Source organism: Olsenella sp. Marseille-P4559, from assembly GCF_900605015.1.
In the GTDB taxonomy this organism is placed as follows: Bacteria; Actinomycetota; Coriobacteriia; order Coriobacteriales; family Atopobiaceae; genus Tractidigestivibacter.
Genome location: NZ_LR027575.1, coordinates 109967 through 136951, shown reverse-complemented (window position 1 = coordinate 136951; position 26985 = coordinate 109967). Strand labels below are relative to the sequence as shown.

Here is a 26985-nt window from a genome sequence, read left to right as displayed (position 1 = left end):
CCCTAGGGCTCGAGCTCGTACAGTCCAGCGCAGGCAAAGCGACCTTCCGCAAGCCGCTCGAAGTCACCGCGCGCCTCCGGTGGCATAGACCAGGCAAGCCCGCAGTCCGCGCGGATGCTCACCGGCGTTGGGATAAGTCGTCCCGCAACGCCTGCCTCCCTGCAGGCGGCCTCGCATGCCAGCGCCTCGTGCGTGGAGTCAAACGACGCCACCACCCGAGGCTTGCGCCTATGTCGTGGCATCGCCTGCGTCCTCCCCCTCTGAGGCCAGCTCGGCCAGGGCCCGTATGGCCGCATCCACGTCCTGCTCGGTGGTGAGGCAGCCAAACGAGAAGCGCACGGCACCTATATCCTGGGTACCCAGCGCCCGATGCATGCGGGGCGCACAGTGGCCACCCGCACGCACGGCGATGTCGTAGTCGTGGCCGAGCGCATCCGCGACCTCCGAGGAGTCCCAGCCTGGCAGGTTCACGCTCACCACCGGCGCATGGTCGAAGCTGGGCGCGAGAAGGCCATCCTCCGTAGCGGGAAAGTCACCGTAGACCGCAGCGCCAACTCGGCGCGCGCCCATCACGAAGCGCCTTACAAGCGCCAGGTCGTATGCGTGGATGGTGTCGAGGCCACGCTCTGCGATCCAGGCAGCCGCAGCCGAGAGACCTGCGATGCCGTGGCCGTTGAGCGTGCCTGCCTCGAGGTGCTCGGGGTAGCCTGCGGGCTGGCCCTCCTCAAAGGAGCGCACGCCCGTGCCGCCACGCAGCACCGGATGCACGTCCACGCCAGGGGCCACGGCAAGGCCACCTGTCCCCTGCGGGCCCATAAGGGCCTTGTGTCCCGTAAATGCCACCAGGTCGATGCCCAACTCATCCATGCAGATGGGCCGCGCCCCCGCCGTCTGCGCGCAGTCGAGAAGGACCGGCGCGCCTACGCCGTGCGCCGCCTGGACCACGCGGGCAAGCTCTTCTCGCGCCAGGACATTGCCCGTAAGGTTCGAGGCATGCGTGAGGCAGACGAGGCTCGTGCCAGGCGTGATGGCGGCAGCCAGAGCGTCGACGTCGAGCACGCCACGGCGGTCTGCCGCAGCAAAGCAGAGCGTCACGCCCCTCTCGTCGCGCAGCCTGTAGAGCGGCCGCAGGATCGAGTTGTGGTCCCAGTCCGTGGCGACCACGCGCCCACCATCCGGCACGGTCCCAAGGATGGCCATGTTGAGCGCCTCGGTGGCGTTGGCGGCAAAGACCAGCCGCTCCGGGTGGCCAAAGCCGAGAAGCGCCGAGACCCGCTCCCGCGCGAGGGCGACGGAGCGGGCGGCGGCAAGCTCGGACTCGTGGGCGCCACGGCCGCTTGAGCCAAGGGTGCGCAGGGCGCGAGCGACGGCAGCAGCCACGCACTCGGGACGCTGGTACGACGTGGCGGCACAGTTGAGATAGATCATGGCATGCGCCTGGGCTACAGCGTGGTGACGCCCGGCTCACCGGCCATGACCTTGGCAATCTCGTACAGGTTGGTGACACCGCCCACGGCAAGCTTGTCGCGGATGCCGTAGAAGTCGAGGCAGGTGCCACAGGTGAGGATCGTCGTGCCACGACTCTCGAGCTCCTTGATGTCATCGAGCGACTCGGAACCCTCGCAGGTGAGGTGCGCGCCGCCATTGAAGAAGATCATCTTCTTGGGAACAGACCCGCCATGTGCCAGGGCGTAGATGAGGCCCTTCATGAGGATGTGGCCGAGCTTCTCGTCACCTCGACCCATGGCGTCGGCATCTACGGCAATAACGGAAGCACCCGTGGCGGGCAGGTCGCAGAAGGCCTGGGCCTCGGTGGCAGCATTCTCGGAAGCGATCACCTCGCCGCGCGGGGTGAACGTAAGGGTTGTCTCGTCCCCAGATGCCGTGGTGGCAAGGCCGCAGCCCTTCTCGGCAGCAAGGCGCGTGAGGTTGCCAAGGGCGACGGAGTCGTTGACCACGACCTCGAGGGACTCGCCGACCGCGAGCTTGGGCAGTGCCTCCAGCGTGAGCACGACGGGCTTGGGGCAGGTGAGATTGCGTGCGTCGATCTTCATGGTGACTCCAATCTGTTCTACCGGCGGAGCGCTGCGACTGGCATGGGGCGACGTCGAGCGTTAACCACACGAGTGTATAACGTTGGGCCGAAAGCAGCATGCGGTATGCTGTGAGACAAGGGGGCTGTCCCTTTGTCTCATTAGAGCATATGACTTTTTGTAAGGGTTCCTCATGAATCTTACGGATTTACTGCGAACGGATGGCGGGGTGCTCTCAGTGGTGGGGAGCGGGGGCAAGTCGACCCTCGTAAGCGAGCTTGCGCGCGAGCTCGGGTGCACGGTGATCATCGCGACCTCCACGCACATGCTGGCGCCACAGGGCTGTCCGCTCCTGCTTGACGCCACAGTGCTCGACATCGAGCAGGCGCTCTGGTACGCGCGCGTTGTCTGCGTGGGCAACCGCGCTCCCGGGGCAGACGGTACGGCGGGAAAGCTCCGCGCTCCGTCGTTGGGCTTTGGGACGCTCGCCGCACTCGCCGACCATGTGTTGGTTGAGGCCGATGGGGCGCGTCGGCTGCCCCTCAAGGCGCACGCGGCTCACGAACCGGTGGTGCCCACCGAGAGCCGCCAGACCATCCAGGTAGTGGGCGCGTCCGGCTTTGGCGGCAGCGTAGGCGAGGTTGTGCACCGGTCACAGCTCATGTGCGAGGCCGTGGGCTGCTCCGCAGGCGACGCATGCACACCCGAGCTGTACGCGCGGCTTGTGGCCACCGAGCATGCGGCAGGTGTGGTGCGGGCGGACGACATCGTGGTGAACCAGGCCGACGACCAGCACGGTATTGAGCTGGCCGCACGGTTTGCCGCGATGCTTCGCGCGTGCGGGGACAAGGTCCCCGTGGCCGCGGGTTCCATACGCGAGCATCGCCTGAAGCGAGTGTAGCGCGAGGGGCAGGGGCCGCAGTTCTTCTCGGCCACAATGCTTGCTATGGGTGTGTGAGCTGCTACACATTCGGCGTCCGAATGTGTAGCGACCTGCGCGGGTCACAGATTCGGTCACGAATATGTGACGCGAGCACGGCGAGCACGGCCCCGGAGCGCCGTCCCCACGCGCCCCCTACGCCGCAGCGGGTAGGGCGCACGCAATCACAACGCTCGCGACGCCGATAAGCGCCAACGGAATGCACCCGTCAACAAAGGAGGGCAGCGGGTCGAGCCGGTAGTAGAGCACATAGCACACCAGGCTCGCGACAAACCCCACCACGGCAAGCACCGCCACCAGCGCGGCAACACCGGTGTGGCCCACACCGCCAAGCGCCAGCGCGCAGCAGGCCTCCATGCCGAGCCACGCCACAAAAAGCACCAGCTCGGTGGTGGGCTGACGCTGGAACACGCACTGCGTGACGCCGAGAAGTATCAGGTAGAGCACTACGGTGCTAACCAGGCACCCAACCACGGCCTCGGAGCGGGACAGGCTAGCGGCTCCCCCGCAAATGCGCGTGGCCCCCAAGACGCCGCACGCCACTGCGCCGAGAATAGCCACGATGCCGACGACCCTCAGCACCCCACGCGCGGAGCCCCCGCTCACTTTGGGCCAGAAGAAGATGGCCCACCAAGCCAGGTACAGAGCGCAGCAGGCAGCCATGAGCGCGTGACCCTGCCTTATCTGCTCAAATGCGATGGCGTCCACAACGGCCTCCGATTCTACCTTCCCAGACAGCCAATGGGGATGACGTAGACCCCATCGCTCCTGCGGTACGACTGCTCGCCAAGCCCAACAAGCACGGCAAGGAACTCCGGGCCACGGGCCTGGGCCAGCGCGTTTCTCCCCAGCTTCTCTCGCAGGCGCAAGAGATTGCCAGCGGCCTCCTCGACCTTGTCTTCCCCAAGCTTGACCTCGATTGCACCCCATCTTCCTGCCGCGTCTTCCACTATCGCATCCGCTTCGAGGCCATTGTCGTCGCGGTAGTAGTGCACCGGATCTCGCGATGCCTCTGGAAGTGCCCGGGCGTACACGGACAGGTCTCTCATGCAGAGGTTCTCGAATACCAGCCCGAACGTCTGCCAATCGCCTTTGAGAGACCGCTCGTTCATCTGAAGCAGCGAGACCGCCAGCGAGGGGTCCACAAGGTAGCGCTTTGGACTTGTGCGAAAGCGCTTGGGAGAGCGAGCAGGAGGCTCCCATCCGCGTATAGACAGCACCAGATAGAGCGACTCGAGAAGCGCGACGTAGTTCGTTATGGTTGCGAGCGAAGCCGAATCGGCGTTCTCGGTCTCCCCATACATATCGCGCACCATGGTCTTCCTGGTAACTGCCTGTCCCAGATTTCTCGCAAGACTACTCAAGAGGCGCCTGGCAATGTCGGAATTGCCGCCCTTCGAGGGAACGCTATGCTCGATTGTCGCATCTACGTAGTCCCTCGCTATGCGAAGGGCGCGGGCAGGCTTGATGTCTATTGCCTCTGGCCATCCTCCACGGCAGCACAGGGAGACCAGCCTGTCCGCAGTCATACTGCAGGTGGCATAGGTAAACTTGCCCTCGAAGAGCACGGCCAGAGACACCTCACCCGTAGAGTCCCCTGATTCCTGCAAAGACATGGGGAGCATCCGTACCCTTCCAATGCGACCAGCGCCACTGTGATGGGCCTTGTCCTTGGCGGGCGTTGATGACCCGGTGAGAATCCACAGCCCTTTTTCTCCAGACCCATCATCGACTTCATGTCGCACCACATCCCAGAGCACAGGCGCAAGCTGCCACTCATCAACCACGTGAGGGCGCTCTCCAACGAGAGCGGCCATCGGGTCCGAAAGCGCCATGCTCAGGTTCTGGCCTTCGTCGAGATAGATGATGCTCTTGGCATGTCGCCGCGCCGTCCATGTCTTGCCGCACCACTTGGCACCCGCAATCTCGACTGCCCCATAGGTCGCAAGACACTCCTCGACCTCATCATCGACAATCCTGGGCAGATATCCCTTCGGCACAACCGACATTTCCCCGTACTCCCTGCTTTATGCTCTGAGACCTCCATTGCCATTATCGCATATGCCTAGCAGCAACATTGTCATATTCCGCGATTTTCGTTGTCGATTTCCGCGATTTTTGTTGTCGGATTCCGCGAACACGGCCCCCTCAAAGCGCCCCCAAGAGAAGGGGTGGGCGGCACCGGCAACCTGCCGACACCGCCCGCCCGATGCTCAGAACTCCATGCTCAGTTGGTGCCCGCACCCTCGGGACGAGTTGGGCCTACACCCTCGCAACGGCCTTGATCTCGACCCTGCCGCCGCCAGGAAGCGCGGCCACCTGGAACGCGGCGCGCGCAGGATACGGAGCCTCGAAGAACTCGGCGTAGACCTCGTTCATGGCGCCAAACTCGCTGATGTCGGCGAGAAGGACGGTGGTCTCGACCACATCGGCCATGGAGGCGCCTGCGGCCTCGAGGATGTTCTTCATGTTGGTCAGGCTCTGACGGGTCTGGCTCTGGATGTCGTCACCGGCAAGCTTGCCGGTCGCAGGGTCGATACCCAGCTGGCCGGACACGTTGATGGACCCGTTGGACACGACGCCCGCAGAGTAGGGGCCAAGTGCCTTGGGGGCCTTGTCGGTGACGATGGCAGACTTGCTCATGGGAAAAAACTCCTTCGCTTCTTGCCCGCTTGCGCGGGCGGCCAATGGATGAGAAGGGCGAGGGGCGAGAGACCCGCAAGGCCACGCCCCCGCGCGGCAGACCCTAGCGCGCCACGTAGCGACCGGGCTTCTCGCCTGTGGGCTCACCGTCACGCACGGCAAGCATGCCGTTCACAAAGACGAGCTTGGCGCGCCCATGCGCCTCGAAGCCCTCGTAGGTGGTGTAATCGACGGCTTGGTGCTGGTTGGCGGCGCCGATGGCCCAACGAGCCGTGGGATCCCACACACAGATGTCCGCGTCGGAGCCCGCCGCAAGCGCGCCCTTGCGCGGGTACATCCCAAACACGCGCGCCTGGCCCTCAGAGAGCAGGTGCAGGTAGTCCATGGGTCCCAGCCGTCCCTCGAACGTGGTCATGATGAGCGCCGGCCTGTGCTCGACGCCGGGGCCGCCGTTGGGGATCTTCGTGAAGTCGCCACGGCCGCGGTCCTTCTGCCCGTGCAGGTTGAACGAGCAGTGGTCGGTCGAGATCTGGTCTACCTCGCCATCCTCGACCGCCTCGCACAGCGCCGCGATGTCCGAGGGCTTGCGCAGGGGCGGGCTCATCACGTACTTTGCACCGCCAAAGCCATCCTCTCCCTGCTCAAGGTAGCACGTATCGTCCAGCAGCAGGTACTGCGGGCAGGTCTCGAGCGACACGCGGACCCCGCGCTCGCGAGCGGCGCGCACCTGTTCCAAGCCCAGGCGGGTCGAGCAGTGCACCACGTTCACGCGGACGCCCGTGAGCTCGGAGAGGTACATGAGACGGCTAATGGCCTCGGCCTCGCACTCGGCGGGACGGCTCAACGGGTGCCCCTCGGGCCCCGTGATGCCCTTGGCAAGCATCCTGCGCTGCAGCTCGTTTACGAGGGTGCCGTTCTCGCAGTGCACGCAGAGGATGCCGTCGAAGGGCTTGATGGCCTCGAGCACCTCCATGGTCTGGGCATCGTCCAGCCTCAGGTGGTCGTAGGCGAAGTAGGTCTTGAACGAGGTGACGCCGGCGTCGCGCATGTCCGCGATCTCCTCGCGGGTGTGCTCGTTCCAGTCGGCGATGGCCATGTGGAAGGCATAGTTTGCCGTGCAGGTGCCGTCGGCGCGCTTGTGCCACTCATCGAGCGCCTGGTGAAGGGTCATGCCTCTGTCCTGGGTGGCATAGTCCACGATGGTCGTGGTGCCCCCGCATGCCGCCGCGCGCGTTCCCGTCTCGAAGCTATCTGCGGTCCAGTCCATGCCCGTCCAGCACTGCATGTGCGTGTGGGCGTCGATAAAGCCGGGGTAGACCCAGCAGCCCGTGGCGTCAAAGACCTCAGCGTTTGCCAGCTGGGCCTCGTCGAGGCCACCGGGAACGACGTCCGCGATCTTGTCGCCCTCTATGACCGCATCGCCGAGAAAGACTCCCTCAGGCGTCACCAGCTGCCCATTTCTCAGGACCTTTCGTGCCCGCGCAACCATACAACCATCTCCTTACAGCGAAGAGCCAGGCTCGTCCGGGGCACCAAGCCCCGCGTCCGCGACGGGCCATATACCCTGACCGGATTCCGACACCTCACGCAGCGCCGCAAGCTCACTGGCAACGCGCTCGAGGTCAGACGGGGTGTCAATGTCATCGAGTTCGGCTGGGAAGCGTGCCTCGACAAGCCTCGTGACGCAGGCAAGGTCTGGGTTTCTGTGCAGGAGCTCCCCTCCGCCCACGTCTCCCTCAAGGCCGAGAAGCGCGTCGGCCAGGTACCCCGGAAAGATCACGGGGCTCCCCACGCGGCCCTGCCAGGCCAGGCGCACCACGCTGGCCGAATGCGCGGCAAACTCGTCGAGCAGCGCCTCGACGCTCGCACCGGAAAGCAGTGGCTGGTCTCCCTGGACAAAGACATAGCCCGCACGCTTGCCCAGCACCCTTATGCCTGCGCGCAGCGTGTCGCTCTGAAGCGGACCCTCGGGCTCGACGCAGGTCACGTGCCTTGCCTCGCACACAGAGCGCACGCGCTCCCACCTCGTGGGGACCACCACATCAAGGCGTGCCGACACCAGCGCGTCAAGCGTGTGCGAGACCACGGCCCGGCCGCGCAGGGGCTCGACGAGCTTCTGCCTGCCAAAGCGCGTAGCCTCGCCGTTTGCCATGACAACGCAGCCCAGCCTCGGCACGCCAGCCATGCCGGCGAAGGCGGCACAGAAGCCCGCGTTTGCCGTCTCACTCATGCCCTGACGCCATGCCTCATAGCGACGGAGGAACTCCTCGCCCTCAGGGGTGAGGTTCGAGCTCCCGCCCTTCTCGCCACCGATGGAGCGCACGGTGAGGGGGCATCCCAGGGCGTGTTCGGCATCGTGCAGAATGCGCATGGCCTTGGTGTAGCTCATGCCCATAGCCTTGGCGGAGGCAGAGAGGCTGCCCGTCTCGCGAACGCCCGAGAGCAGTGCCATGGGACCTGGACCAAAGAAGCGTTTGTCGTCCTCATCAACAAGAAACGAGAAAACCCGTGGTTCCATGGCCCTCACCTCGCGCGCATTGCCGTTTCGATGCCTACATGCTATCCACGGACGATGGTACCAGTCTTCCCGGCGATGCCGTCCGCCGCACGGTCGAGCTCGGTGATGAGCGAGATGCGTCCGGAACCGGACTGCGTAAACTGGAGCGCCGCCTGGACCTTGGGCAGCATCGAGCCCGGAGCAAACTCGCCGACGTCGATGTAGCGCTGGGCCGTCTCGGGCGTGAGCTCGTCGAGCTCGGTCTGGTCGGGCTTGCCAAAGTGGATGGCCACCTTCTCGACCGCCGTAAGGATGACCAGGGCGTCGGCATCCAGCTGCTCGGCCAGGCGCGCGGCAGCGAAGTCTTTGTCGATAACGGCCGCCGCACCCTTGAGGTGATGGCCCTCGGTGTGGTAGACGGGAATGCCGCCGCCACCGCAGGCGATAACAACATGGTCCGCCTCGACCAGCGAGCGGATGGTGTCAAGCTCGACGATGGACTTGGGCCTGGGACTTGCCACCACGCGCCGCCAGCCGCGGCCGGAGTCCTCGACCACCGTGTAGCCACGCTCGGCCACCAGGTGGTCGGCCTCCTCCTTGGTCATGAAGGCGCCGATGGGCTTGGTGGGGTGCTCGAAGGCAGGGTCTTTGGGGTCGACCTCGACCTGCGTGAGCACCGTGGTCACACCGTGGTGGATGTCGCGGTTGGCCAGCTCCTCGCGGATGGCGTTCTGCAGGTCATAACCAATGTAGCCCTGGCTCATAGCCACGCAGACCGAGAGCGGGCAGGGGATGTACTTCTCGGGGTCAGAGCGCGTGAGCTGGGTCATGGCCTCCTGGATCATGCCCACCTGCGGGCCATTGCCATGTACGACGATGACCTCATTGCCATCGGCGATGAGGTCGACGATGGCCCTGGACGTGTGCTTCACCGCTGCCATCTGCTCCGGCAGGTTCTTTCCCAACGCGTTGCCGCCCAGCGCGACGACGATTCGCCTTCCCATGCGTTTCTCTCCATTCTCCCCTAGCCGCTAAAAACAGGGCACGGGCCGGCCAGGCGAGCATTCCGGCTCGGCCCGACCAGCCCGCGCGTGCCCTTGTGGGTCCTGCGCCAGTCGCCCCGATGCCCGGCGCTATGCCTCGAGCCAACGGCTGCGGCCGCGCTGCTCGAGCTCCTTGAGCATGGCAATCGGGTTCTTGGCCTTCTGCAGGAAGATCATGGCAGCCACCGCATACGGCTTGTAGCTGGCCTCCTTGTACAGACCGTCACGGTGGGCGTCAAAGACCTCGCTCGTAACCTCGCCGTGCTCGCACGAGACGCCCTCGATGTCGGCCGGCAGCGGGTGCATGTAGATGGTGTCCATGCCGTTTGCGGTCTTGGCCATGAGCTCGGGCGTGCAATGCCAGTCCATGTGGGTGGCGTTCTGGGCGAGAAGCTCCTTCTCCAGGGTGTCGATGCCCTCGGAGTCGCCGGCGGCGTAGAGCTTGGTGCGCTTCTCCATTGCCGCGTAGGGAGCCCAGCTCTTGGGGACCACGATGTCGGCACCCTCGAAGGCCTCCTCCATGGAGCGGGCCTGGGTGAACGTGGCACCAGACTCCTGGGCGTAGACGCCGGCCTGCTTGACCAGCTCGGGCATGAGGTCGTAGCCCTCGGGGTGGGCCAGGGTGACGTCCATGCCAAAGCGGGTGAGCAGCATGATGAGCGACTGCGGGCAGCTGAGGGGCTTGCCATAGGAGGGGCTGTAGGCCCAGGTGACGGCGACCTTCTTGCCCTTGAGGTTGTCGAGCCCGCCAAACTCGTTGATGAGGTAGAGCAGGTCGGCAGAGGACTGCGTGGGGTGGTCGGAGTCGGACTGCAGCGAGACGAGCGTGGGACGGTGGTCCAGGATGCCGTCACGCCAGGACTGCTCGACGGACTCGGAAACCTCCTTCATGTAGGCGTCGCCCTCGCCAATGAACTTGTCGTCGCGAATGCCGATGACGTCGGCCATGAAGCTGATCATGGTCGCGGTCTCGCGCACGGTCTCGCCATGGGCCACCTGGGACTTCGCCTCGTCCAGGTCCTGCTGCTGCAGGCCCAGCAGGTTGGTGCCGGACGCGAACGAGAAGCGCGTGCGCGTGGAGTTGTCACGGAAGTTCGAGACGGCCAGGCCCGAGTCGAAGATGCGGGTCGAGATGTTGCGCTCGCGCAGGTTGCGCAAGGCATCGGCGACCAGGTAGAGGGAGCGGAGCTCGTCGGTGGTCTTGTCCCAGGTGTGCAGGAAGTCGCTGTTGTGCATCTTGGAGTGGTCGAGCTTGGAAAGCTGGTCGAGGTAGCTCTGGAACGTTGCATCCATGCCGTCTCCTTCTGTGTTGGGCCGCAGGCCGCTCCTGCGGCGGGGGTGGGTGAGAAGTGCGTGCTACTTGATGTCGTTGCCCGTCAGGGTACCGCGGTACTCGGTGACGTCATCGGTAGCCTGGCTGGGGTCGTAGAGGTTCACGGCCGCAACGTAGAGAGCTGCACAGGTAGAGAGGTCCTGCTTGTAGGTGACCTCGTTGGGGGCGTGGGCCTGGGACTCGGCGCCGGGGCCAAAGCCCACGCACGGGATGCCATAGCGGCCCTGGATGGACACGCAGTTCGTGGAGAAGGTCCACTTGTCGCACAGAGGCCTGCCCTCGCGCTTGTCCATGGACTTGGGGCAGCCGATGCGCTTGTCGCCAAAGAGGGCCTCGTGCGCGTCGACGAGCGCCTTGACGTGGGGAGCGCTCTCCTTGTTGATCCACGTGGGGAAGTAGGCCTCGGTCTCGTAGACCTCGCCGGTCCAGCTGGGACGGTCGTACATGTACATGGAGACCTTCACGTCCTCGCCGTACTTCTTGACGGCAGGCAGGTTGCGAACCTCCTCGAGGCAGGACTCGTAGGTCTCGCCAGCGGTCATGCGACGGTCGATGGAGATGGCGCAGGAATCAGCCACGGCGCAGCGCGAGGGGCTGGTGTAGAAGATCTGGGAGACGGTGCAGGTGCCGCGGCCCAGGAAGCGTGCGTCCTCGTAGTGGTCGGGGTTGTACTTGGGGTCGAGCATCTTGACGAGGCCCCTGATGGAGGTGGACTCGTCTGCGCCGTTGTTGTTGAGGGCGCGGACGTCGTTCACGATGTCGGCCATCTTGTAGATGGCGTTGTCGCCGCGCTCGGGGGCAGATCCATGGCAGGAGACGCCCTTCACGTCCACGCGAATCTCCATGCGGCCACGGTGGCCACGGTAGATGCCACCGTCGGTGGGCTCGGTGGAGATGACGAACTCGGGTTTGATGCCGTCCTTGTTGTAGATGTACTGCCAGCACATGCCGTCGCAGTCCTCTTCCTGGACGGTGCCCACGACCATGATCTTGTAGCCCTCGGGGATGAGGTCCATGTCCTTCATCATCTTGGCCGCATAGGCGGCGGCAGCGACGCCGCCCTCCTGGTCGGAGCCGCCACGGCCGCCGATGAGCTGGCCGTCCTCAAAACCCTCGTAGGGGTCGAAGTCCCAGTTGTCGCGGTTGCCGATGCCCACGGTATCGATGTGGCCGTCGATAGCGATGATCTTGTCGCCCGTGCCCATGAAACCCATCACGTTGCCAAGGCCGTCGACCTTGACCTCATCAAAGCCGAGCTTCTCCATCTCGGCCTTGATGCAGGCCACGACGTCGCCCTCCTCGCAGGACTCGCTGGGGTGGGAGATCATGGCGCGCAGGAACGCGGTCATGTCCGCGTTGTAGGCATCAGCCGCTTCCTTGATCTTGTCGTAGTCGAGTTCCTTCATTGGGTCCTCCTCGCATCGAGCAACGTTCCAGCCGCCGGCTTGTAAACAATAAGTCTGCTAACCAAACTTTTTGTTTGGTTTACCTAATTAAAGCATGCGCAAGGGGAAATTCAAGGGCCTTTCCCAAACTGATGATTTTTGTCGCAGACGGTCTCTTTGGCACGGTGGACGGTACGCGGGCGGGCATGCTTGCAAGGCCCTTCGAGGGGTCCATGGGGCCCGAGGGCGAATGGGAGGTCTCCGACGCCTGGCTCGAGGAGCGCGAGGGCACCCAGGGTGTGCCGCACGTGAGGGTAGCGCACAGGAGGGGCCGCGCGGTCGAGTACCCGTCTGTCTTTGGCATGTCGGATGTCGACACCTTGGCATTGAAGTCGGCTGGCCTTGCTGCCTGGCGCGGGTCGGCGAGCCCGCCATCCATCGTCACCCGGCATCACCCTCGCTCCGCTTGCCCAGCATGGGTGCGTCCTCCACGCGGTGGCCGGCTCCTGCGAGCCCGACCATGCGGCCGTGGCAGACGAGCCCGTCGGCCACGGCCGCCGCCATCTTGTCGTCGCCGAACACCGTGCCCCGCCCGTGGACGGTGCACTCGAACGTGGCGGAGATGAGAGCCGTTGCGTGGACCCCCGGAAGGGGCGGGAGGGGATGCTCAACTGGTGGGGGAGGGACCCACCAACGCCTTCCTCGAAGGGCTCGACTCAGTCATCCAGCCCGCAAGGAGCATCGCCAGGGGCTTCAGGAACACGGCCTGCTTCAGGATGATGATCCTCCCCGGGCTGGGAAGGCTCGGCTTCCCGGCCTGGGGATGCCGGCATGCGCTGCCCACTAGAAACGTCGAAGAGCCCTTTTTTGTACCGCACGCGCGAAAGGGGACGCCAGTATGTAAGCTGAGACCTTAGCTGGTTCCTACTCCATATGGTACTGCTCGTTGACGAGGTCCCAGAGGCCCTTCTCGGCAAGCCGCTCCTTGGGAACGCGCAGCGAAACTGACACCACGCCAGGCGCACGGCCGATCTCGATGGCGCCGGTGATGGTCACGCGGTTCATGACCTCTGGAATCGTCATCCCAAAGAGCTTGCCGCAACGCTCCATGCCGTTGTTCAAGGCATCGTTCAGCGTGGCGCCAGTGCCCACAAAGCTCACCGGCGCAGACTCCTCGTAACCAGGCTGATCAAACTCGTCCGCCAGGTGGTCAAGCACCAGCTTCTCATCCACCGTGAGAGGCTGGGCAAGACGGGGCACGTCGTCGATGTTGGGCAGGATGATGGGGCCGTCGATATCCAAGCCCTTGAGGACGGAGACCTGAATGGAGACTTCGGCGCATACATCGGTCGTGTGGCCGGCAATCTCGCCCTCGCCCTGCATGGCATGGACGTCGCCCACATACACGCCCGCGCCCTTGACCTTCACGGGAGCAATGACCACGGCACCTGGACGCACCTTGTTGATGTCCATGTGTCCATCGGTCTTGTCGGCGAGCGTCTCCTGGGTCTTGGCATAGGGGTGCGCCGCGCCGATGAGCGCCTGGCCAAAGTCGCCGGCGTTGTGGGAGTCGGGGAAGGTGGACTTAGGCGTAGTGCCCAGCTGGCCAATGAAGGTGCGGCAACGCGTCGCCACGCCAACGAGGTCATGCGGGGCCATGCAGACGATGGGGTTCTGGACGGAGTTGTCCGGGGTCTGCATGCAAGTCTTGGGGTCGGCACCGACCTTCTCTGCAGCCTCCTTGTTGAGGGTGAGGCCTACCTGGTGCTTGCCGTCAAAGGCGATGGTGTAGCCGTTGGTGAAGTGGAAGGGGGCCACCGGGGCACCACACTCTGCACAGCGCACCGCATTCTCGCCCACGCCCTCGATGTAGGACTTGGGGTTCTTGGCACCGCAGTGGGGGCAGACCTTGTCCACGAAGGGGTCACTCACAAAGCGGCCCTGCTGTGGCTCGTCATTGCCAGAGGCGGTAGCTTTGGAGGTGATGTTCACCGACTCGATGCGGATGACGATCGCATCTCCCGGCTCCGCGCCCTCCACGTAGACCGGCTGGGACACCTCATGTCCTCCCTGAAGCTCGGGGGTAATCATAGGGCCCCAGCACCCTGCCGCCGTGTTCACCACAATGCGGCCGCCATCCATCACGGGGCCGAGCATGGGCTTGCTCGGGTCGAGAAGGCCCTTGGTGTAGGTGTTTGCCATGACGGTCTTCTTTGCTTGCATGCTCATTCCTTCCGGTAGTGTCGGGAAAGTTGGCGTAAGTGCTTGGGCAGTAAGCCCAGCGTTCAGGAAGTGTCATCTGAGAACCAAGCTTGTCCGCAGGCTTGGTGGCCTTTGCGGCTGCCCTGTCTCGCAAGTTGGCGCAGGCCCGCCACTGGAGGGGTGTCTTTGTTCTAAAGGCGGCTGGCATCCCCGCCAGTCCACGTGGGGCCCAAGGCCCACTCAGCCACGTTCCCGCTCTGCCACGCGCCGTCCCAGACGATCTGGCGATAGCGCACCGGATCGGTGTCGCCCTCGGTCGAGAAGAGCAGCACCTGGGAGTCGGGACCAAGCTCGAGGGCCTCGCGCAGCTCGGCGTAGGCGGGGTCGGTCATGAGGGTGGAGACGACGCCCATGCCCACCGCGCCAGACTCGCCAGAGGTCACCGCAGGATCGCCCTTCACGGGGACAGCCAGCATACGCATGCCCTTGGAGGAGACCCAATCGGGGCAGCTCACGAACGCATCGGCGTGGTTGCGCAGGATGTCCCAGCCAATGGTGTTGGGCTCGCCGCAGGCAAGTCCGGCCATGATGGTCTGGAGGTCTCCGCCCACGATGCGAGGGCTGCCATCGGCGGCAACGGCGCCCTGGTAGAGACAGTCGGCAGCACCGGCCTCCATGATCACGAACTTGGGCGGATCGCTCGGGAAGAGGTTGGTGAAGAAGCCCACCATGGAGCTTGCGAGCGAACCCACGCCAGCCTGGACAAAGACGTGGGTGGGACGGTTGACCTCAAGCTGGCGCAGCTGGTCCGCCGCCTCGGCGGCCATGGTGCCGTAGCCCTGCATAATCCAGGACGGAATCTTGGTATAGCCCTCCCAGGCAGTGTCCTGCACGATTACGCCGTGCTCGGTCTGCTCGGCCTCCTTGGCTGCAAGGCGCACGCAGTCGTCGTAGTTGAGCTCCTCGATCGTGACCTTTGCACCCTCCTTGGCTATGTTGTCGAAGCGGGTCTTCGTGGAGCCCTTGGGCATGTGGACCACAGCGTTCTGGTGGAGGCGATGAGCGGCCCAGGCAACGCCGCGACCGTGGTTGCCATCGGTTGCCGTGAAGAAGGTCGCGTGGCCGAAGTCGTGCTCGAGCTGATCGGACGTGAGGTAGTCAAAGTCGCAGTCCGCCACGTCGCGGCCAGTCTCCTCGGCGATGTAGCGCGCCATGGCGAAGGAGCCGCCAAGGACCTTGAACGCGTTGAGGCCAAAGCGGTAGCTCTCGTCCTTCACGTAGAGGCCACCAAGTCCAAGGCGGCTGGCCATGCCGGCAAGGTCTGCCAGCGGGGTCACGGAGTACTGCGGGAAGCTCTGGTGGAACGCGCGGGCCTTGGCGACATTCTCCAAGCTCATGACCTGTAGGTTCTTGTCCTCGCTTTTGGGCATGCGATTGGTGACCCACTTGAACTTCGGCTCCATGCTGCTCCCCTCTCTGTGCGCCACCTCCCGGCGCCCTCTTGATCAGAAAAGAAAAAATGTCTTACTGCCAAACTTTTTGTTAGTACGTCAATTACACCACTTCCCGGGCGCATTGCAAGGAGTATTGTCGCACCTCCGGCAAAAGGTACCTCATGCGCTTTGGACGGAACGATTTGGTGGGCCTTTACGGCGAAGGCGGCCGCGGGGACCGAGAGACGCTGGGGTTACCGCCCGTCCTTCCCGCCACCGCTTGTCCCACCGTTCTGGAGCGGCTTGAGGTTGCGCTGCTCAGGCGTGTTGCCCTCGGGCGGCAAAACGCCGTTCAAGATGATTGCCATGACCGCGCACGGCGTGATGGCCGAGGTGCCAAAGATGGTAGAAACCCAGTCGGGCATGCCGGGACCGGCAAGCGAGCCGGACACCTGCGCAATGCCAATGCCAAAGGCCACCGAGATGCCAAAGACGGTGCAGGCACGCGGGGTGAGGCCATCCTTCACAAGGATTCGGATGCCATTCAGGGTGATGGTCCCAAAGACGCTGATGGTAGCACCACCAATGACAGGCTGCGGAATCATGAGCAGAAGCGCCGAGAGCTTGGGGCACAGGCCTGCGGCGAGAAACACGAACGCCGCGCCACCAAAGACCCACTTGTTGATGACCTTTGTGCTCACGATAATGCCCACGTTCTGGCCAAAGGCCGAGGTGGGAAGGCCACCAAGGAAGGACGAGGCGATGCTCACCAAGCCTTGGGCCTTGATGGCACCGCCAATCTCGTGCTCGGTAGGCATGCGGTCCATGGAGCCTGCGGAGGCCGCGGAGAGGTCGCCGATGAGCTGCACGTTCACCATGATGTACACCACGCCGAGCGTGATGCAGGCTGCGGGGTTGAGTTCGATGCCATACGGCATGAGCTGGGGAAGCGAAAACCAGCCAGCGTTGAGCACCTCAGAGCCATCCACCATTCCAAACGGGATGGCAATGATGCAGCCGATGATGATGCCAAAGAAAATCGAGCCCAGCTTGAGCACGCCCTCACCAAAATTGGCGAGTGCAAAAACCATGGCAAAGGTGATAAGGCCCACGACCCAGTTGGCAATGCTGCCAAAGTCAGCCGAGCCGGCACCTCCCGCCATGTATTTGATGGCCGTGGGATAGAGCGACACGCCGATGGTGAAGATCACAGTACCTGTAACCAGTGGCGGAAAGAGGGCACGCACCTTGCTGTAGAAGATGCCAAAGAGGATGGCAACCACACCGCCCACGAGCTCGGCGCCAAGCAGAACCGAGAAGCCAAACTCCGCACCCACTGCCTGGAAGGCGGGAAGGAAGGCAAACGAGACACCCGTGAGGATAGGAAGACCCGCACCAATGCGGCCGAACAGCGGAAACTGCTGCAGAAGCGTATCGATAGCCGAGAGGATCAGGGCCACCTGGATGATGGCCGTCTCCTGCTCCTGAGTTAGGCCGCAGGTCGTAGCTATCATCATGGCCGGCGTGATGACACCCGCAAAGGATGCCAAAACGTGCTGGAGCGACATGGGGACAAGCGACCCCACCGGAGGAATGCCTTCTCGTCTGAAGAGCGACTCGTCCAGATCTCGCTCCGCCTGTGCCTGCGCTGCCATGTGGGCCCTCCCCTGGGCGTCTTGTACCCCGCCGCATGTTTGTGCGTGCCAAAGTGCGTTTCTGCACGTTTTGGCACGTCAAATTATTAGTCTGTTTGTCATACTTTTTGTTAGATATTCGACGAGAGCCACCGGACGGTAGCAAATGGGCCGTCAACGGCGCTGGCGGAGGTCACGATACCCAACGCGCGAACGCGGTCACTTGCAGGGCACGGGACTCGGTCGCTCACGTACGACGGTTGCTTTTTGAGACTGCCACCTGGCAGGGAGGCGCCATCGTGCATATGCACGAGCACCAAAATCCGCCAAGCGAGGGCATATCGGTGGCGCCGTTGCTCGGAAGCCCGCGCACATAGACCGCAAGGCCATCACCCGGAGAGGTTCGTGCAACGAGTTCGGACGAAACTACACGCAGAATTGAGGATAAGAAGGTTATGTTCTTCCTCGGCCGACCGCAATGCTGCGTCCGACCGGCCTCGACACGCAAAGTCACATCGACCAACTGGGGTTTTGTCGTTTCAGCCGAACGTTGCCGGTCGGTCCAGGCCACCAAGGGCCGTTCGGAGGGCTTCCTTGCTTCAATACAGTCTTCAAAACCTCAATTCTGCGTGCAGTTTGGAGCTTTCTTGTTGCACGATCAGTGGCGAAGGGCTCTGGCGAACGGTTTTGCCCCGAAACCCATCCGTCCCCGCCACGCGGGACGGCCCTGGTTGGGCGTGAAGACGGCGCATTGGATGTTGAGGTAGCGGTCGGCAATGTTGTCGAGCATCTCGTCCACAGTAGCACCGCCCTCGGGCACAAGGTCCTTGTAGTAGCGGCTACCGGTACAGCATTCCTCGCCAACCACCACACCGCCAGCCTTCTCGATGATGTTGAAGAGCTTCCAGTTGGGCACTGCCATCGGCGTGCCTGTGTAGAAAATGCGCTTGGCACCCTTGGAGCAGCGCCAACGCCCTCGGCCACACGCCTCTCGCACTCGTCGGCCATCTTTGTTGATGGCATCGGTCAGACGTGCGGAGTCATCCATGAAGGCGGCCTGCACGATGAGGAGGAAGTCGAGGCCGGAGATGGACACCGGGTCTGCCACGCGGGTAGCAGAGAGGCGCTGCAGGGCCTGACGCCTGTCATTAGCAGGTCTGATGGCAGTGCGCAGGTTCTCCTCTACAATCTTTGGCCGATCTCCTCCTCAATCCTTGCCGCAAGTGTATGGACCTCATGCCGCCACTGGAGCTTGGTGTCATCGTTGCGCACGTGCGGGACGTCCATGATGTACATGGGCTTGAGCTTTCCAAATTGCTCGTACGCCTTCTTCTTACCGTCGCAGGTGCTCTCGCCTACCACGAGGTCGGCGCTTTCGATGTAGGGGCAAACTCGACCGATCTTGAAGCCCATGAAGCCCTTGATGAGCGGGCAGGTGTTGTGCGGCACGTAGCGCTCGGCTTTCTCGGGTGCCCACTCGGCGCTAGCGCAGAGGCCCACCTCGACAGCTCCTGCCGCAGTTACGACCTCCTCGGACACGCAGAGATAGAAGCTTCCTATGATCTTCTTGGAAGCTCCCTCGCCACGGCCGCCCACCATCTCACGAATGCGTCCAGAGTGCAGGTTGGCAGCAACGCCATCGAGGTAGGACGTGGATACGGGCCTGTTCTCCTGCGTAAGGTACATGATCTGGTGCATCTCGCCCACGACCCCAAGGAGGCCATCGTGTGCCTCGACGCCCATACCCAGGTCGCCCCACATCTTATGGTAATCGTACTCGTTTGCCGTGGCGACTCCTCTCCTGTGCCCACGCATGGCCGACGTCCTCACGTCCGGGAAGACCCTGCGGGAGTGCCCCTTCTGTTTTCAACTCCCCCGCCCGGGTGCGTCCACGGCGGCGGGCTGCGGGGACGTGGTCCCAAGAACGGAGGACATCATGCCCGAGACGGCCTCACAGATGCCACGGCCCACCAAGCCCATCTCCGCTAGGGGTTAATCTCCTATTGGAAGATACGGCTCATGAGGCATCCTAGGCTTTCTGTACCTGGGTCCCCCCATCGCCAAAGATGTGCATGAGGAAACGGACAAGCGCATAGAGCACGAGCACCGTTGCAATAATGGTCTCAGCCAGCACAAGCGGCGCAAGCCAAGGCGCGGGAGACCCCAATGCGGCCACACAAGCCATGGTCTGCTTAAGTGCTATGGCGGTAATCACAAACGGGAAGGTGTAGGCTGCGTAGCTTGGCGCAAAAGCCGTGACCTTGAGGAATCTCGGAAGCCGCAAGAGAACAACAGCGTAGAGAACCGTTGCGACAACCTCCATGCAAGCGAGCAGTACGAGCGACTTGGGCGTCACGGACTGGACGTATGCGGCAACGCAAAGGCTGGCAGGTGCCGTCATGATGCAGAATACAGGACGCGCAGGAACGGGAGGCTCCCCGACCTTTGTGTAGCGCCTAACGATCACGAACGTAAGGATGGCAAAGGTCACGAGGCCAAACCAGAAGCATGCCGTACCGATTGCCTCCATGCCAAAGGCCGGCGCAGTCACAGAAGCGGCTGCGATGCCTACGTAGACGATGTGCCAGCTTGGGAAGACCTGCCTGAGGTCGAAATGGGCAACATACTTGACCGTGAACCACACAATCAGGCAGATGTGGAGGGCAAGTCCAGTCCACCACAGGACAATGCCAAACTCTGCAGAAAGCGGCTTTGCATAGCCGGCAAGCAGCAACAACGCCATGGAGAAGGTGCCCGAGATGCTCGCAAGCATGGGGTTCTTCATGTCGTTTTGTACGGACTCGTTATCTCCAATGAGTTTGGCTACGAAGAGCAGACCCAGCAGGACCGCGACGATGCCAAAGACAGCATGGAAACCTTCGCCGTAGCCCTGCAGCAAGTTACCGAGAGCGGCGCACCCTAGCATGACCCCCGTGATGGGAAGAGGGACTCTCTTAAGCAACGAAGTCCTCCTTCTTCATGGGCAAAACGTCCTCGATCCTAAGGCGAGGCAGGGGCTCGGCGCCGTCCTCGGCACCCTCATCAAGATTCTTTATGCCCTCCTCGCGGCACACGATTGCAGCGACCTTCCATGCGCAGAGGCCGGTAAACCAAATGCACTGCTCCTTGTGGGCTCCCTTACCCATATCAAACTCGCGGGTAAGCACGCGGCAGCACAGGGCGTGCTTGCCGTTCTCGTCGCGGAACCAATCGTGGAGCTCATGCGTGAAGCTCATGCATCTCTGGACGGCTGGGTCAGTAGGACCATCCTGGGCGGTGCGTCCATAGAGCAGGCCGAGTGCAGCGACGCCGCCATTCGCAGCGCCACACATGCAGCCAGACTTGCCGACACCCATCGACATGCCTGAAACCATTGCAATGACCTGCTCAGGCACATCGAGCTTGAAGGAATCGCGAAGGGCACACATGACTGCCTCGTCGCAGAAGAACCCTCCCTTGTAGTAGCTCTCAGCCAGACGTTGCACCTTATGCGGGCTTACTTCAGTCACATTGATCTTAACGTTTGCCATAGTGGCTCCTCTCCTGTGCCCACGCATGGCTGACGTCCTCACGTCCGGGAAGGCCCTGCGGAGTGCCTCTTCTGTTTTCAACTCCCCCGTCCGGGCGCGTCCTCACGCCAACCGTGTCCCAGCGGGCGACCGCAATGGGCACCGCTATCCATGCCCATGCATAACGGTGCCACAGCGGATGATAACAGTTTGTAAGGAAGCCTAACTTGTCATTAGGCTCCCGTTCGACGAGCGGCGGGGAACTCCGGGGGACCGCGCGCACGCCCACGGTGGCGGGCCGTCCCCTGGTCGGATTGTCCCCCGGCCGGAGGGAGTTCGCGGTATCATCGGCTGGACGACGCTCGCGACCCAGCAGGCCTGCCGCGGGGTGCGGTTCCAGAACGGAGGACATCATGCCTGAGACGGTCTCACAGATGCCACAGCCCACCGAGCTCATCCCTGCTGATGAGGCTAGAGCCCTCACGGCAAACGCGAAGCCTGGCCGCTCCCAGGCAGAGGCCGATACCCTTGCTGAGAATGCCCTGCGCTGGGCCATGCACAACGCAGAGGGGCAGACCAGCACACGCATCCGCACCTATGCCATGTACGGCAGGACGTCGGTGATGCTCAAGTTTGCCCCGGGCGAGACGGACTGCGCCGGGGCTGGCAATGCGTTCTACAACGACCTCCTCGCCAACAGCAACGTGCTTGTGGCGGATGCGATCTCGTCCATCATCCACGGGCGCGAGCAGGCACTAATCTCTCCGCGGCAGCAGATGCGCCTGCTCAACGAGTACAACGCCAAGCTTGTGGCCTTCCTGCGCCGTCTGCGTCGCACAGGTTACGACGTGAAGGCAGGAGAGGAGCTTGCCGCCGAGGGCATACACGACAACAGCACCATTATCGTGAGCTGGGGGTAGGGCACGGCGACAACCGCCGGCAGCCAAGAACGGGATCGCCGCGACCGCGACGACCCCGCCCACAACGCAGGTCGAGAACGGCTACGCCTCCACAGGCTTTGAGGCACCCCCACCCACAACGCCATCCATCACGTCCACGGCCTTCTCGACCGCGTTCACGATGTTCTCGTAGCCGGTGCAGCGGCACAGGTGCCCCGAGAGGCACTTGCGAATCTCGTCGCGCGTGTAGGTCCTGCCCGAGCGCTCCATCTCGACCGCACTCATGATGATGCCGGGGATGCAGAAGCCGCACTGGACGGCAAACTCGTCAATAAATGCCTGCTGGACGGGGTCGAGCGTGCCATCTTTTGCCTGGAGGCCCTCCACGGTGAGGATGTCTCTGCCCTGTGCCCAGTCGGTAAGGTACAGGCAGGAGTCTGTGGCCACGCCATCGACAAGGACGGTGCAGGCCCCGCACTCCCCCACCTCGCATCCACGCTTGACGCCCGTGAGATGGAGCCTGTCGCGAAGCGTGTCGAGAAGGGACTCGCGCGGGTCATAGCCAACCTGCACGGGCCTCCCGTTGACGGTGCACTTGAGGATCCTCATGTCCATTAGATATCAGCTCCTCCCCTACGCGCACCCTCGGCAAGCGCACGCTTCGACATCTCCTTGATGAGCTGCAGCCGGAAGTCCTTGGACGCACGCCACGAGTCACGCGGGTTCGTGTCTGCCTGGGCCAGCTCGCCGATCTTCTCGACGGCCTCGGCCACTGGAAGGCCGCGCACGCCATCCTCGGCGCCACGCGCACGCATGGGCGTGGGGGCCGCAACGCCAAAGGCTAGGCGGATGTCGTCGACAGTGGCCTTATCGGTCGAAAGCTTTACCAGGCAGCAGCAGCCCATCGTGGCGATCTCGAGGGCCCGCCTCTTGCCATACTTGATATAATGGCCGGTAAAGCCCTCGTAGTGGCTGCGTGGGATGCGGATGCGCACCAGCACCTCGTCACGCTCCCGCACGGAGCGGCCGGGGCCCGTGTACCACTCCTCGATGGGGATGGTGCGCTCTCCTCGCACAGAGCGCACGTCGAGAAGCGCGCCGTACGCAAAGAGCGTCGAGGCGGAATCTGCAGAAGTGGCGGCGTTGCACACGTTGCCGCCTATGGTACCCGAGACGCGCAGCTGCGGGCCGCCGGGCGTGTCGCACGCCTCGCCCAGCGTGGGCACGGTTGCCTGGATCACAGGCGAGGTGGTCACGTGGTGGAACCACGTGAGGGGGCCGATCTCTACCGTTCCGTCATCGGCGAGCGTGACGCCGTCGAGCTCGTCAGAAAGGCCGTGGATGGAGACCAGGTGGGCGCCCGCAAACTTGCCCTCGCGCACCTTCACGAGCACGTCGGTGCCACCGGCCACCACAATGGCCTGGGGGTCCTCGGCCAAGGCACGGCATGCGTCATCCACGCTTGTGGCCTCGTAGAGCGATTCGATGTCATACATCAGATGAGTCCCTCCCTCTTGAAGCCCTCGAAGAGTCGCTGTGGGGTCATGGGCATCTCGTAGAACTTGACGCCCGTCGCGTCGAGGATCGCGTCGCGGATTGCCGGCGCGGGGCTGATGATCGGGGTCTCTCCCACAGCCTTGTTGCCATAGGGGCCCATAGGATCGTATGTCTGGATGTTCTCGGCCTTAAGGTCGGGCACGTCCATGGTGGTCGGAACCTTGTAGTCAAGCAGCGTGGGGTTGCGCACACGACCGGTCCTGGGATCGACGAGGACCTCCTCGGAGAGGGCAAAGCCTATGCTCTGCGCCATGCCGCCGTGAATCTGCTGCTCCACAAGCTTGGGGTTGATGGTCTGGCCGTTGTCCTGTACCGAGATGATCTTGTTGATGGTCACCTGCGCGAGCGGCATGTCAACTGTCACGTCGCAGAACGTGCAGCCGGTAGCGATCGCGTTCTGGTGGATGTTCACCGTCGCACGTGCAGAGAGCTGGTCGTTCTGGTGGATGTTGTAATACGCCTCCAGGGCAAGGTCCTCCAGGCTGCAGAGCTTGTTGTCCCCGCTGTCGTAGATGGCATGGTCACGCAGGTCGAGTTCGCTCTGGGAGTCTGGATAGAGGCCCTTCGCGAAGGCCAGGATCTTGGCACGGAGCTTCTGCCCCGCCTCCTTGCAGGCCGTGCCCGAGACAAAGGTCTGACGAGAGGCGTAGGCCCCCGCGTCGTAGGGCGTGACATCAGTGTCCTGGAAGCTCACGACATGGATGTCCTCGGTGTCCACGCCAATGGCCTCGGCGGCCATCTGGCTGAACACGGTATCGGCACCCTGGCCAATCTCGGTAGCGCCCATCTGCAGCTGGAACGAGCCGTCTTGGTTGAGCGTGATCTGGGATGTTGCCGTCTCGAGCGCAAACGGCGCCACGGCCGTCTTGTACACGAAGAAGGCGACGCCAACACCATGGCGAATGGGGCCCGTCTCGCCTGCGTACTCTTTCTTCTTCTTGTCCCACTCGATGTACTCGCGGCCGCGCTCGACGCAGGCACGCAGGCCATCGGTGCGATAGGAGATCGTGTTGCCAGGGCTGAACTCATCCACGTAGCCAGGGGCAATGGCGTTCTTCAGACGGAACTCGACACCATCCCACCCCATGTCGTAGGCGATGTCCGACATGAGGCATTCAGCGGTCCAGACGCCTTCCGGCACTCCATAGGCACGCATGGCGCCGGTATGCGGGCCGTTGGTGAAGACGGTCCACGCCTCGCAACGGACAGCCTGTTCGCAGGTGTGATAGAGCCACCGGAAGCTGTTGACGGAATTGAGCACGATCGCGTGCCCATGGTGGATGTAGCCGCCGGTGTTCGACCAGCCCTTGATGGAACGGGCATGCAGGCGCATGTCATCGCCTACGCTGCCTTCCACTTCGAAGTCCTTGGGCTGGCGTCCGGAGGTGTCCCAGAAGCACTCCTCGCGCGTAAGCTCGAGCTTGACGCAGCGGCCACCCACCTGGTGGCAGAGCCACGCGTTCAGCGGCTCATAGTGGATGTCCTGCTTCGTGCCAAAGCCGCCGCCGATATAGGGCTTGATCACGCGCACGCGGCCCCAGGGGATGCCAAGCGCCTGTCCAATGATGCGCCGGCAGATGTGGGGAATCTGGGTGGACGAGACGCAGGTGATCTTGCCGTTCTCCTCATAGCAGTACGAGACGCACACCTCGATGTGCGCCTGGCTCTGATCGCCCGTGAAGGTCTTGATGGAGAAGCGATGGTAGGCAGGGTCGTCAAGCGCCTCGTCGAAGGACGCGTAGCCCAGCTTCTCGAGGTCCTCCTTGCTCGTCTCGACAAGCGTGTGCGCCGCGAGGTTGTCCGGCCAGCGGTCCTGCACGGGCGGGTTCGTGCCCTTGAGAGACTCGCGCGCGTCGTAGACAACCGGGTACTCTTCGTACTCCACCTTGATCTTGCGTAGCGCGCGGTCGGCGGTCACGTCGTCCTCGGCAACCACGGCCGCGATGTTGTCACCGTAGATGCGCACGCGGTCATCGAGCAGCCTCCTGTCGGCCTTGTCGCGCTTTTCGGCAGCGGAGTCTGAGTACCAGGGGTGCCCGGCCACGGGATATTTGATATCTGGCACGTCAAAGCAGGTAAAGACTCCGATGACGCCCGGCACCCTTTTGGCCTCCTCGGTATCGATGGAGACCACGCGTCCATTGCCGATTGTGGAATGAAGGATCTTCGCCACCAGGCAGGGTTTGGGACAGAGGTCATCGGCAAACATCGCACGTCCCGTGACCTTGTCATACGCGTCAACACGCTTGGCGGGACGCCCAACCTCCTTCAGCTGCTCCATGACGTGCCCCCTCTCATAGAAAGATGTAATGCCTCATTACAAAATGTTAGTTCCAATACAGCATGCCGCACGGAGAATGCGGCGAGCGGCCCGGAAAGAACGGATGGGCGCACTCGTTCACCATATCCTTGCATAACCCCTCCAAGCTGGTCATCATTCAGTAAACAGCCAACACTCCCAAAACGACGGACTGCAGGCGTCCGCATGAGACGCCGGCAGCCAGAAGGGCCGCTAGAGCACGCGCACGCCCGCGACGTACTTCTCAACGATGCGCCCACCTTCCTCGGCAAGGTACATGTAGCGTTCAACGCGCTCCGCGGGGTCGCAGTCGAGCGGCGTGCGGATCCCCGAGTCATCGAGCACCAGGGCATCGACCTCAAAGCCGCGCTCGAAGCTGCCCACCTTCCCAAAGAACGAGCCACCGCCTACCGTGGCGATGTAGAGGGCCTCGGCGGTCGAGAGGGGCTTGAGGTTCTGGTCGACGAGGCGCCAACGCAGCTTGGAGCAGCCGACGAGGTCTGCCACCGCACGGAACATCGAGAGCGTGGCGCCGCCGGCCACGTCCGTTCCGAGACCCACGTGCACGCCCTCCACGAGATAGCGCCGAATGGGCGCGATGCCGCTCGAGAGCTGCATGTTGGACTGCGGGCAGGTGGCCACGAAGACGTTGTGGCGCTTGAGGATGGCAACCTCCTCGTCCGTCGAGTAGTTGCAGTGGGCCATCACGACCTTGCCCTCGCCGTCCATCTCACCAAAGTGCTCGTAGGTCTGTCCGTAGCAGGACGACCAGGGGCACAGGCCGTGGACCCAATCAATCTCCGAGAGGTTCTCGGAGAGGTGGGACTGCAGCGGCAGGCCACGCTCCTGCTTCAGCTTGCCGAGACCCCCCATGAGCTCATCGGAGCAGGTGGGCGTGAAGCGCGGCGTGAGGATGGGACGGGTGTTGCCATACCCCTTGGCCTCGACGTCATCCAGCCAGCGCACCGTGTCGGCAAGCGAGGTGGCAGCGTCCTTCTCGCAGAGGTAGTCGGGGCTGTTGCGGTCCATGTTGACCTTGCCCACATACGTCTTGAGGCCCGTGGACTCAAGCTTGTCCATGAGCAGCTCTGTGGGCTCGACGTGCATGGTGCCAAAGACCACGGCGCGCGTCGTCGGCGAGTGCAGAAGGTCGCCGGCAAAGATTCCGTAGGCCTTGTCGGCGTACTCGAGGTTTGCGTACTTGCTCTCCTCGGGGAAGGTGTGGGTGTTGAGCCACTCGAGCAGCTCGAGGTCCATGCCCAGGCCGCGGAAGCCATATTGCGGCGCGTGGACGTGGATGTCGGTCATGCCGGGAATCACGAGCTTTCCGGCGTGGTCGATGACCTCGATCCCCTCATACTCGGCGGGAAGCTCCTGGAAGACGCCCTTGGAGACGCCGCCTACCACCACGAGGTAGCCGTCCTTCGCCCACTGAAGGTTTGCCCGGTCGCGCGACCAGACGATGTCACCATGAATCGCGAAGGTTTTCTCAGACATGTAAAGCCTCTTTCCTTTGGGTGGGCGTCCAGGCGCCCACACCTATTGTGCCCGTTGCCGGCACGCAGGCGCGTCCATCAT

General features: G+C 63.3%; 24 protein-coding genes and 1 pseudogene. 3 read left to right on the top strand and 22 right to left on the bottom strand.

The window, feature by feature from the left end; translation table 11 throughout:
* Positions 1-2: 2 nt before the first annotated feature.
* The 3 genes from E0E00_RS12160 to yedF are packed head-to-tail and all read right to left on the bottom strand — an operon-like array spanning position 3 to position 2054.
* A complete protein-coding gene (locus tag E0E00_RS12160; RefSeq protein WP_130812814.1) occupies positions 3-242 on the bottom strand; it encodes a DUF3343 domain-containing protein in 240 nt (79 codons plus the stop codon).
* The gene (locus tag E0E00_RS12155; RefSeq protein WP_130812813.1) at positions 229-1428 is read right to left on the bottom strand and encodes an aminotransferase class V-fold PLP-dependent enzyme; all 1200 of its coding nucleotides are present in this window, start codon (positions 1426-1428) and stop codon (positions 229-231) included. The genes E0E00_RS12160 and E0E00_RS12155 overlap by 14 nt, the downstream gene beginning before the upstream one ends.
* Before the next feature lie 14 nt (positions 1429-1442).
* On the bottom strand, positions 1443-2054 hold the full coding sequence (gene yedF, locus E0E00_RS12150) for a sulfurtransferase-like selenium metabolism protein YedF (protein ID WP_130812812.1): 612 nt from the start codon (positions 2052-2054) through the stop codon (positions 1443-1445).
* 172 nt (positions 2055-2226) lie between these two features.
* Between yedF and yqeC the strand changes: the two genes are divergently transcribed.
* The gene (yqeC, locus tag E0E00_RS12145; protein ID WP_130812811.1) at positions 2227-2934 is read left to right on the top strand and encodes a selenium cofactor biosynthesis protein YqeC; all 708 of its coding nucleotides are present in this window, start codon (positions 2227-2229) and stop codon (positions 2932-2934) included.
* Between the two features lie 174 nt (positions 2935-3108).
* Here the strand turns inward: yqeC and E0E00_RS12140 are convergent, their stop codons facing one another.
* The 9 genes from E0E00_RS12140 to E0E00_RS14460 all read right to left on the bottom strand — a co-directional run bounded on the left by E0E00_RS12140 (position 3109) and on the right by E0E00_RS14460 (position 12456).
* The gene (locus E0E00_RS12140) at positions 3109-3681 is read right to left on the bottom strand and encodes a hypothetical protein (protein ID WP_130812810.1); all 573 of its coding nucleotides are present in this window, start codon (positions 3679-3681) and stop codon (positions 3109-3111) included.
* Between the two features lie 14 nt (positions 3682-3695).
* Positions 3696-4982 carry an ATP-binding protein gene (locus E0E00_RS12135; protein ID WP_130812809.1) on the bottom strand — a complete coding sequence of 429 codons (1287 nt, stop codon included), beginning with the start codon at positions 4980-4982 and terminating at the stop codon, positions 3696-3698.
* Positions 4983-5235: 253 nt separating this feature from the next.
* The gene (locus E0E00_RS12130; RefSeq protein ID WP_130812808.1) at positions 5236-5616 is read right to left on the bottom strand and encodes a Rid family detoxifying hydrolase; all 381 of its coding nucleotides are present in this window, start codon (positions 5614-5616) and stop codon (positions 5236-5238) included.
* A gap of 103 nt (positions 5617-5719) precedes the next feature.
* Complete coding sequence (hydA, locus tag E0E00_RS12125; RefSeq protein WP_130812807.1) at positions 5720-7105, bottom strand: dihydropyrimidinase; 1386 nt, start codon at positions 7103-7105, stop codon at positions 5720-5722.
* Positions 7106-7117: 12 nt separating this feature from the next.
* The gene (locus E0E00_RS12120; RefSeq protein ID WP_130812806.1) at positions 7118-8134 is read right to left on the bottom strand and encodes an NTP transferase domain-containing protein; all 1017 of its coding nucleotides are present in this window, start codon (positions 8132-8134) and stop codon (positions 7118-7120) included.
* A 41-nt stretch (positions 8135-8175) separates the two neighbouring features.
* Entirely contained in the window at positions 8176-9117 is a 942-nt protein-coding gene (arcC, locus tag E0E00_RS12115) for a carbamate kinase (protein ID WP_130812805.1), read from the bottom strand.
* A gap of 129 nt (positions 9118-9246) precedes the next feature.
* Positions 9247-10449: a knotted carbamoyltransferase YgeW gene (ygeW, locus tag E0E00_RS12110; protein ID WP_130812804.1), complete on the bottom strand. Its 1203-nt coding sequence runs from the start codon at positions 10447-10449 to the stop codon at positions 9247-9249.
* A gap of 63 nt (positions 10450-10512) precedes the next feature.
* A complete protein-coding gene (locus E0E00_RS12105; RefSeq protein WP_130812803.1) occupies positions 10513-11895 on the bottom strand; it encodes a YgeY family selenium metabolism-linked hydrolase in 1383 nt (460 codons plus the stop codon).
* Between the two features lie 420 nt (positions 11896-12315).
* A complete protein-coding gene (locus E0E00_RS14460; RefSeq protein ID WP_165443692.1) occupies positions 12316-12456 on the bottom strand; it encodes a hypothetical protein in 141 nt (46 codons plus the stop codon).
* A gap of 92 nt (positions 12457-12548) precedes the next feature.
* On the opposite strand from E0E00_RS14460, the gene E0E00_RS15485 reads away from it, so the two are divergent.
* Complete coding sequence (locus E0E00_RS15485; RefSeq protein ID WP_165443691.1) at positions 12549-12791, top strand: transposase; 243 nt, start codon at positions 12549-12551, stop codon at positions 12789-12791.
* A gap of 7 nt (positions 12792-12798) precedes the next feature.
* Here the strand turns inward: E0E00_RS15485 and E0E00_RS12095 are convergent, their stop codons facing one another.
* The 6 genes and pseudogenes from E0E00_RS12095 to E0E00_RS12065 all read right to left on the bottom strand — a co-directional run bounded on the left by E0E00_RS12095 (position 12799) and on the right by E0E00_RS12065 (position 20673).
* Entirely contained in the window at positions 12799-14097 is a 1299-nt protein-coding gene (locus E0E00_RS12095) for an acetamidase/formamidase family protein (RefSeq protein ID WP_130812801.1), read from the bottom strand.
* Between the two features lie 170 nt (positions 14098-14267).
* On the bottom strand, positions 14268-15539 hold the full coding sequence (gene dpaL / locus E0E00_RS12090) for a diaminopropionate ammonia-lyase (RefSeq protein ID WP_130812800.1): 1272 nt from the start codon (positions 15537-15539) through the stop codon (positions 14268-14270).
* A 224-nt stretch (positions 15540-15763) separates the two neighbouring features.
* Complete coding sequence (locus E0E00_RS12085; protein ID WP_130812799.1) at positions 15764-17164, bottom strand: uracil-xanthine permease family protein; 1401 nt, start codon at positions 17162-17164, stop codon at positions 15764-15766.
* Positions 17165-17801: 637 nt separating this feature from the next.
* A pseudogene (locus E0E00_RS15100) lies at positions 17802-18742 on the bottom strand (2-hydroxyacyl-CoA dehydratase).
* 430 nt (positions 18743-19172) lie between these two features.
* Positions 19173-20105: a TDT family transporter gene (locus tag E0E00_RS12070; protein WP_130812796.1), complete on the bottom strand. Its 933-nt coding sequence runs from the start codon at positions 20103-20105 to the stop codon at positions 19173-19175.
* Positions 20098-20673 (bottom strand): C-GCAxxG-C-C family protein, encoded by a 576-nt coding sequence (locus E0E00_RS12065; RefSeq protein WP_130812795.1) that lies wholly within the window; start codon positions 20671-20673, stop codon positions 20098-20100. Before E0E00_RS12065 ends, E0E00_RS12070 begins: the two co-directional genes overlap by 8 nt.
* 392 nt (positions 20674-21065) lie before the next feature.
* Between E0E00_RS12065 and E0E00_RS12060 the strand changes: the two genes are divergently transcribed.
* Positions 21066-21572 (top strand): hypothetical protein, encoded by a 507-nt coding sequence (locus E0E00_RS12060; protein WP_242622263.1) that lies wholly within the window; start codon positions 21066-21068, stop codon positions 21570-21572.
* Between the two features lie 81 nt (positions 21573-21653).
* Here the strand turns inward: E0E00_RS12060 and xdhC are convergent, their stop codons facing one another.
* The 4 genes from xdhC to E0E00_RS12040 form a co-directional block, all read right to left on the bottom strand.
* On the bottom strand, positions 21654-22166 hold the full coding sequence (gene xdhC, locus E0E00_RS12055) for a xanthine dehydrogenase subunit XdhC (RefSeq protein ID WP_130812794.1): 513 nt from the start codon (positions 22164-22166) through the stop codon (positions 21654-21656).
* Positions 22166-23047, bottom strand: a complete 882-nt coding sequence (gene xdhB / locus E0E00_RS12050) for a xanthine dehydrogenase subunit XdhB (RefSeq protein WP_130812793.1) — start codon at positions 23045-23047, stop codon at positions 22166-22168. Before xdhB ends, xdhC begins: the two co-directional genes overlap by 1 nt.
* A complete protein-coding gene (gene xdhA, locus E0E00_RS12045; protein ID WP_130812792.1) occupies positions 23047-25389 on the bottom strand; it encodes a xanthine dehydrogenase subunit XdhA in 2343 nt (780 codons plus the stop codon). Before xdhA ends, xdhB begins: the two co-directional genes overlap by 1 nt.
* Positions 25390-25620: 231 nt before the next feature.
* Positions 25621-26904, bottom strand: coding sequence for an amidohydrolase family protein (locus E0E00_RS12040; protein ID WP_130812791.1), 1284 nt, complete (start codon positions 26902-26904; stop codon positions 25621-25623).
* Positions 26905-26985: the final 81 nt, after the last annotated feature.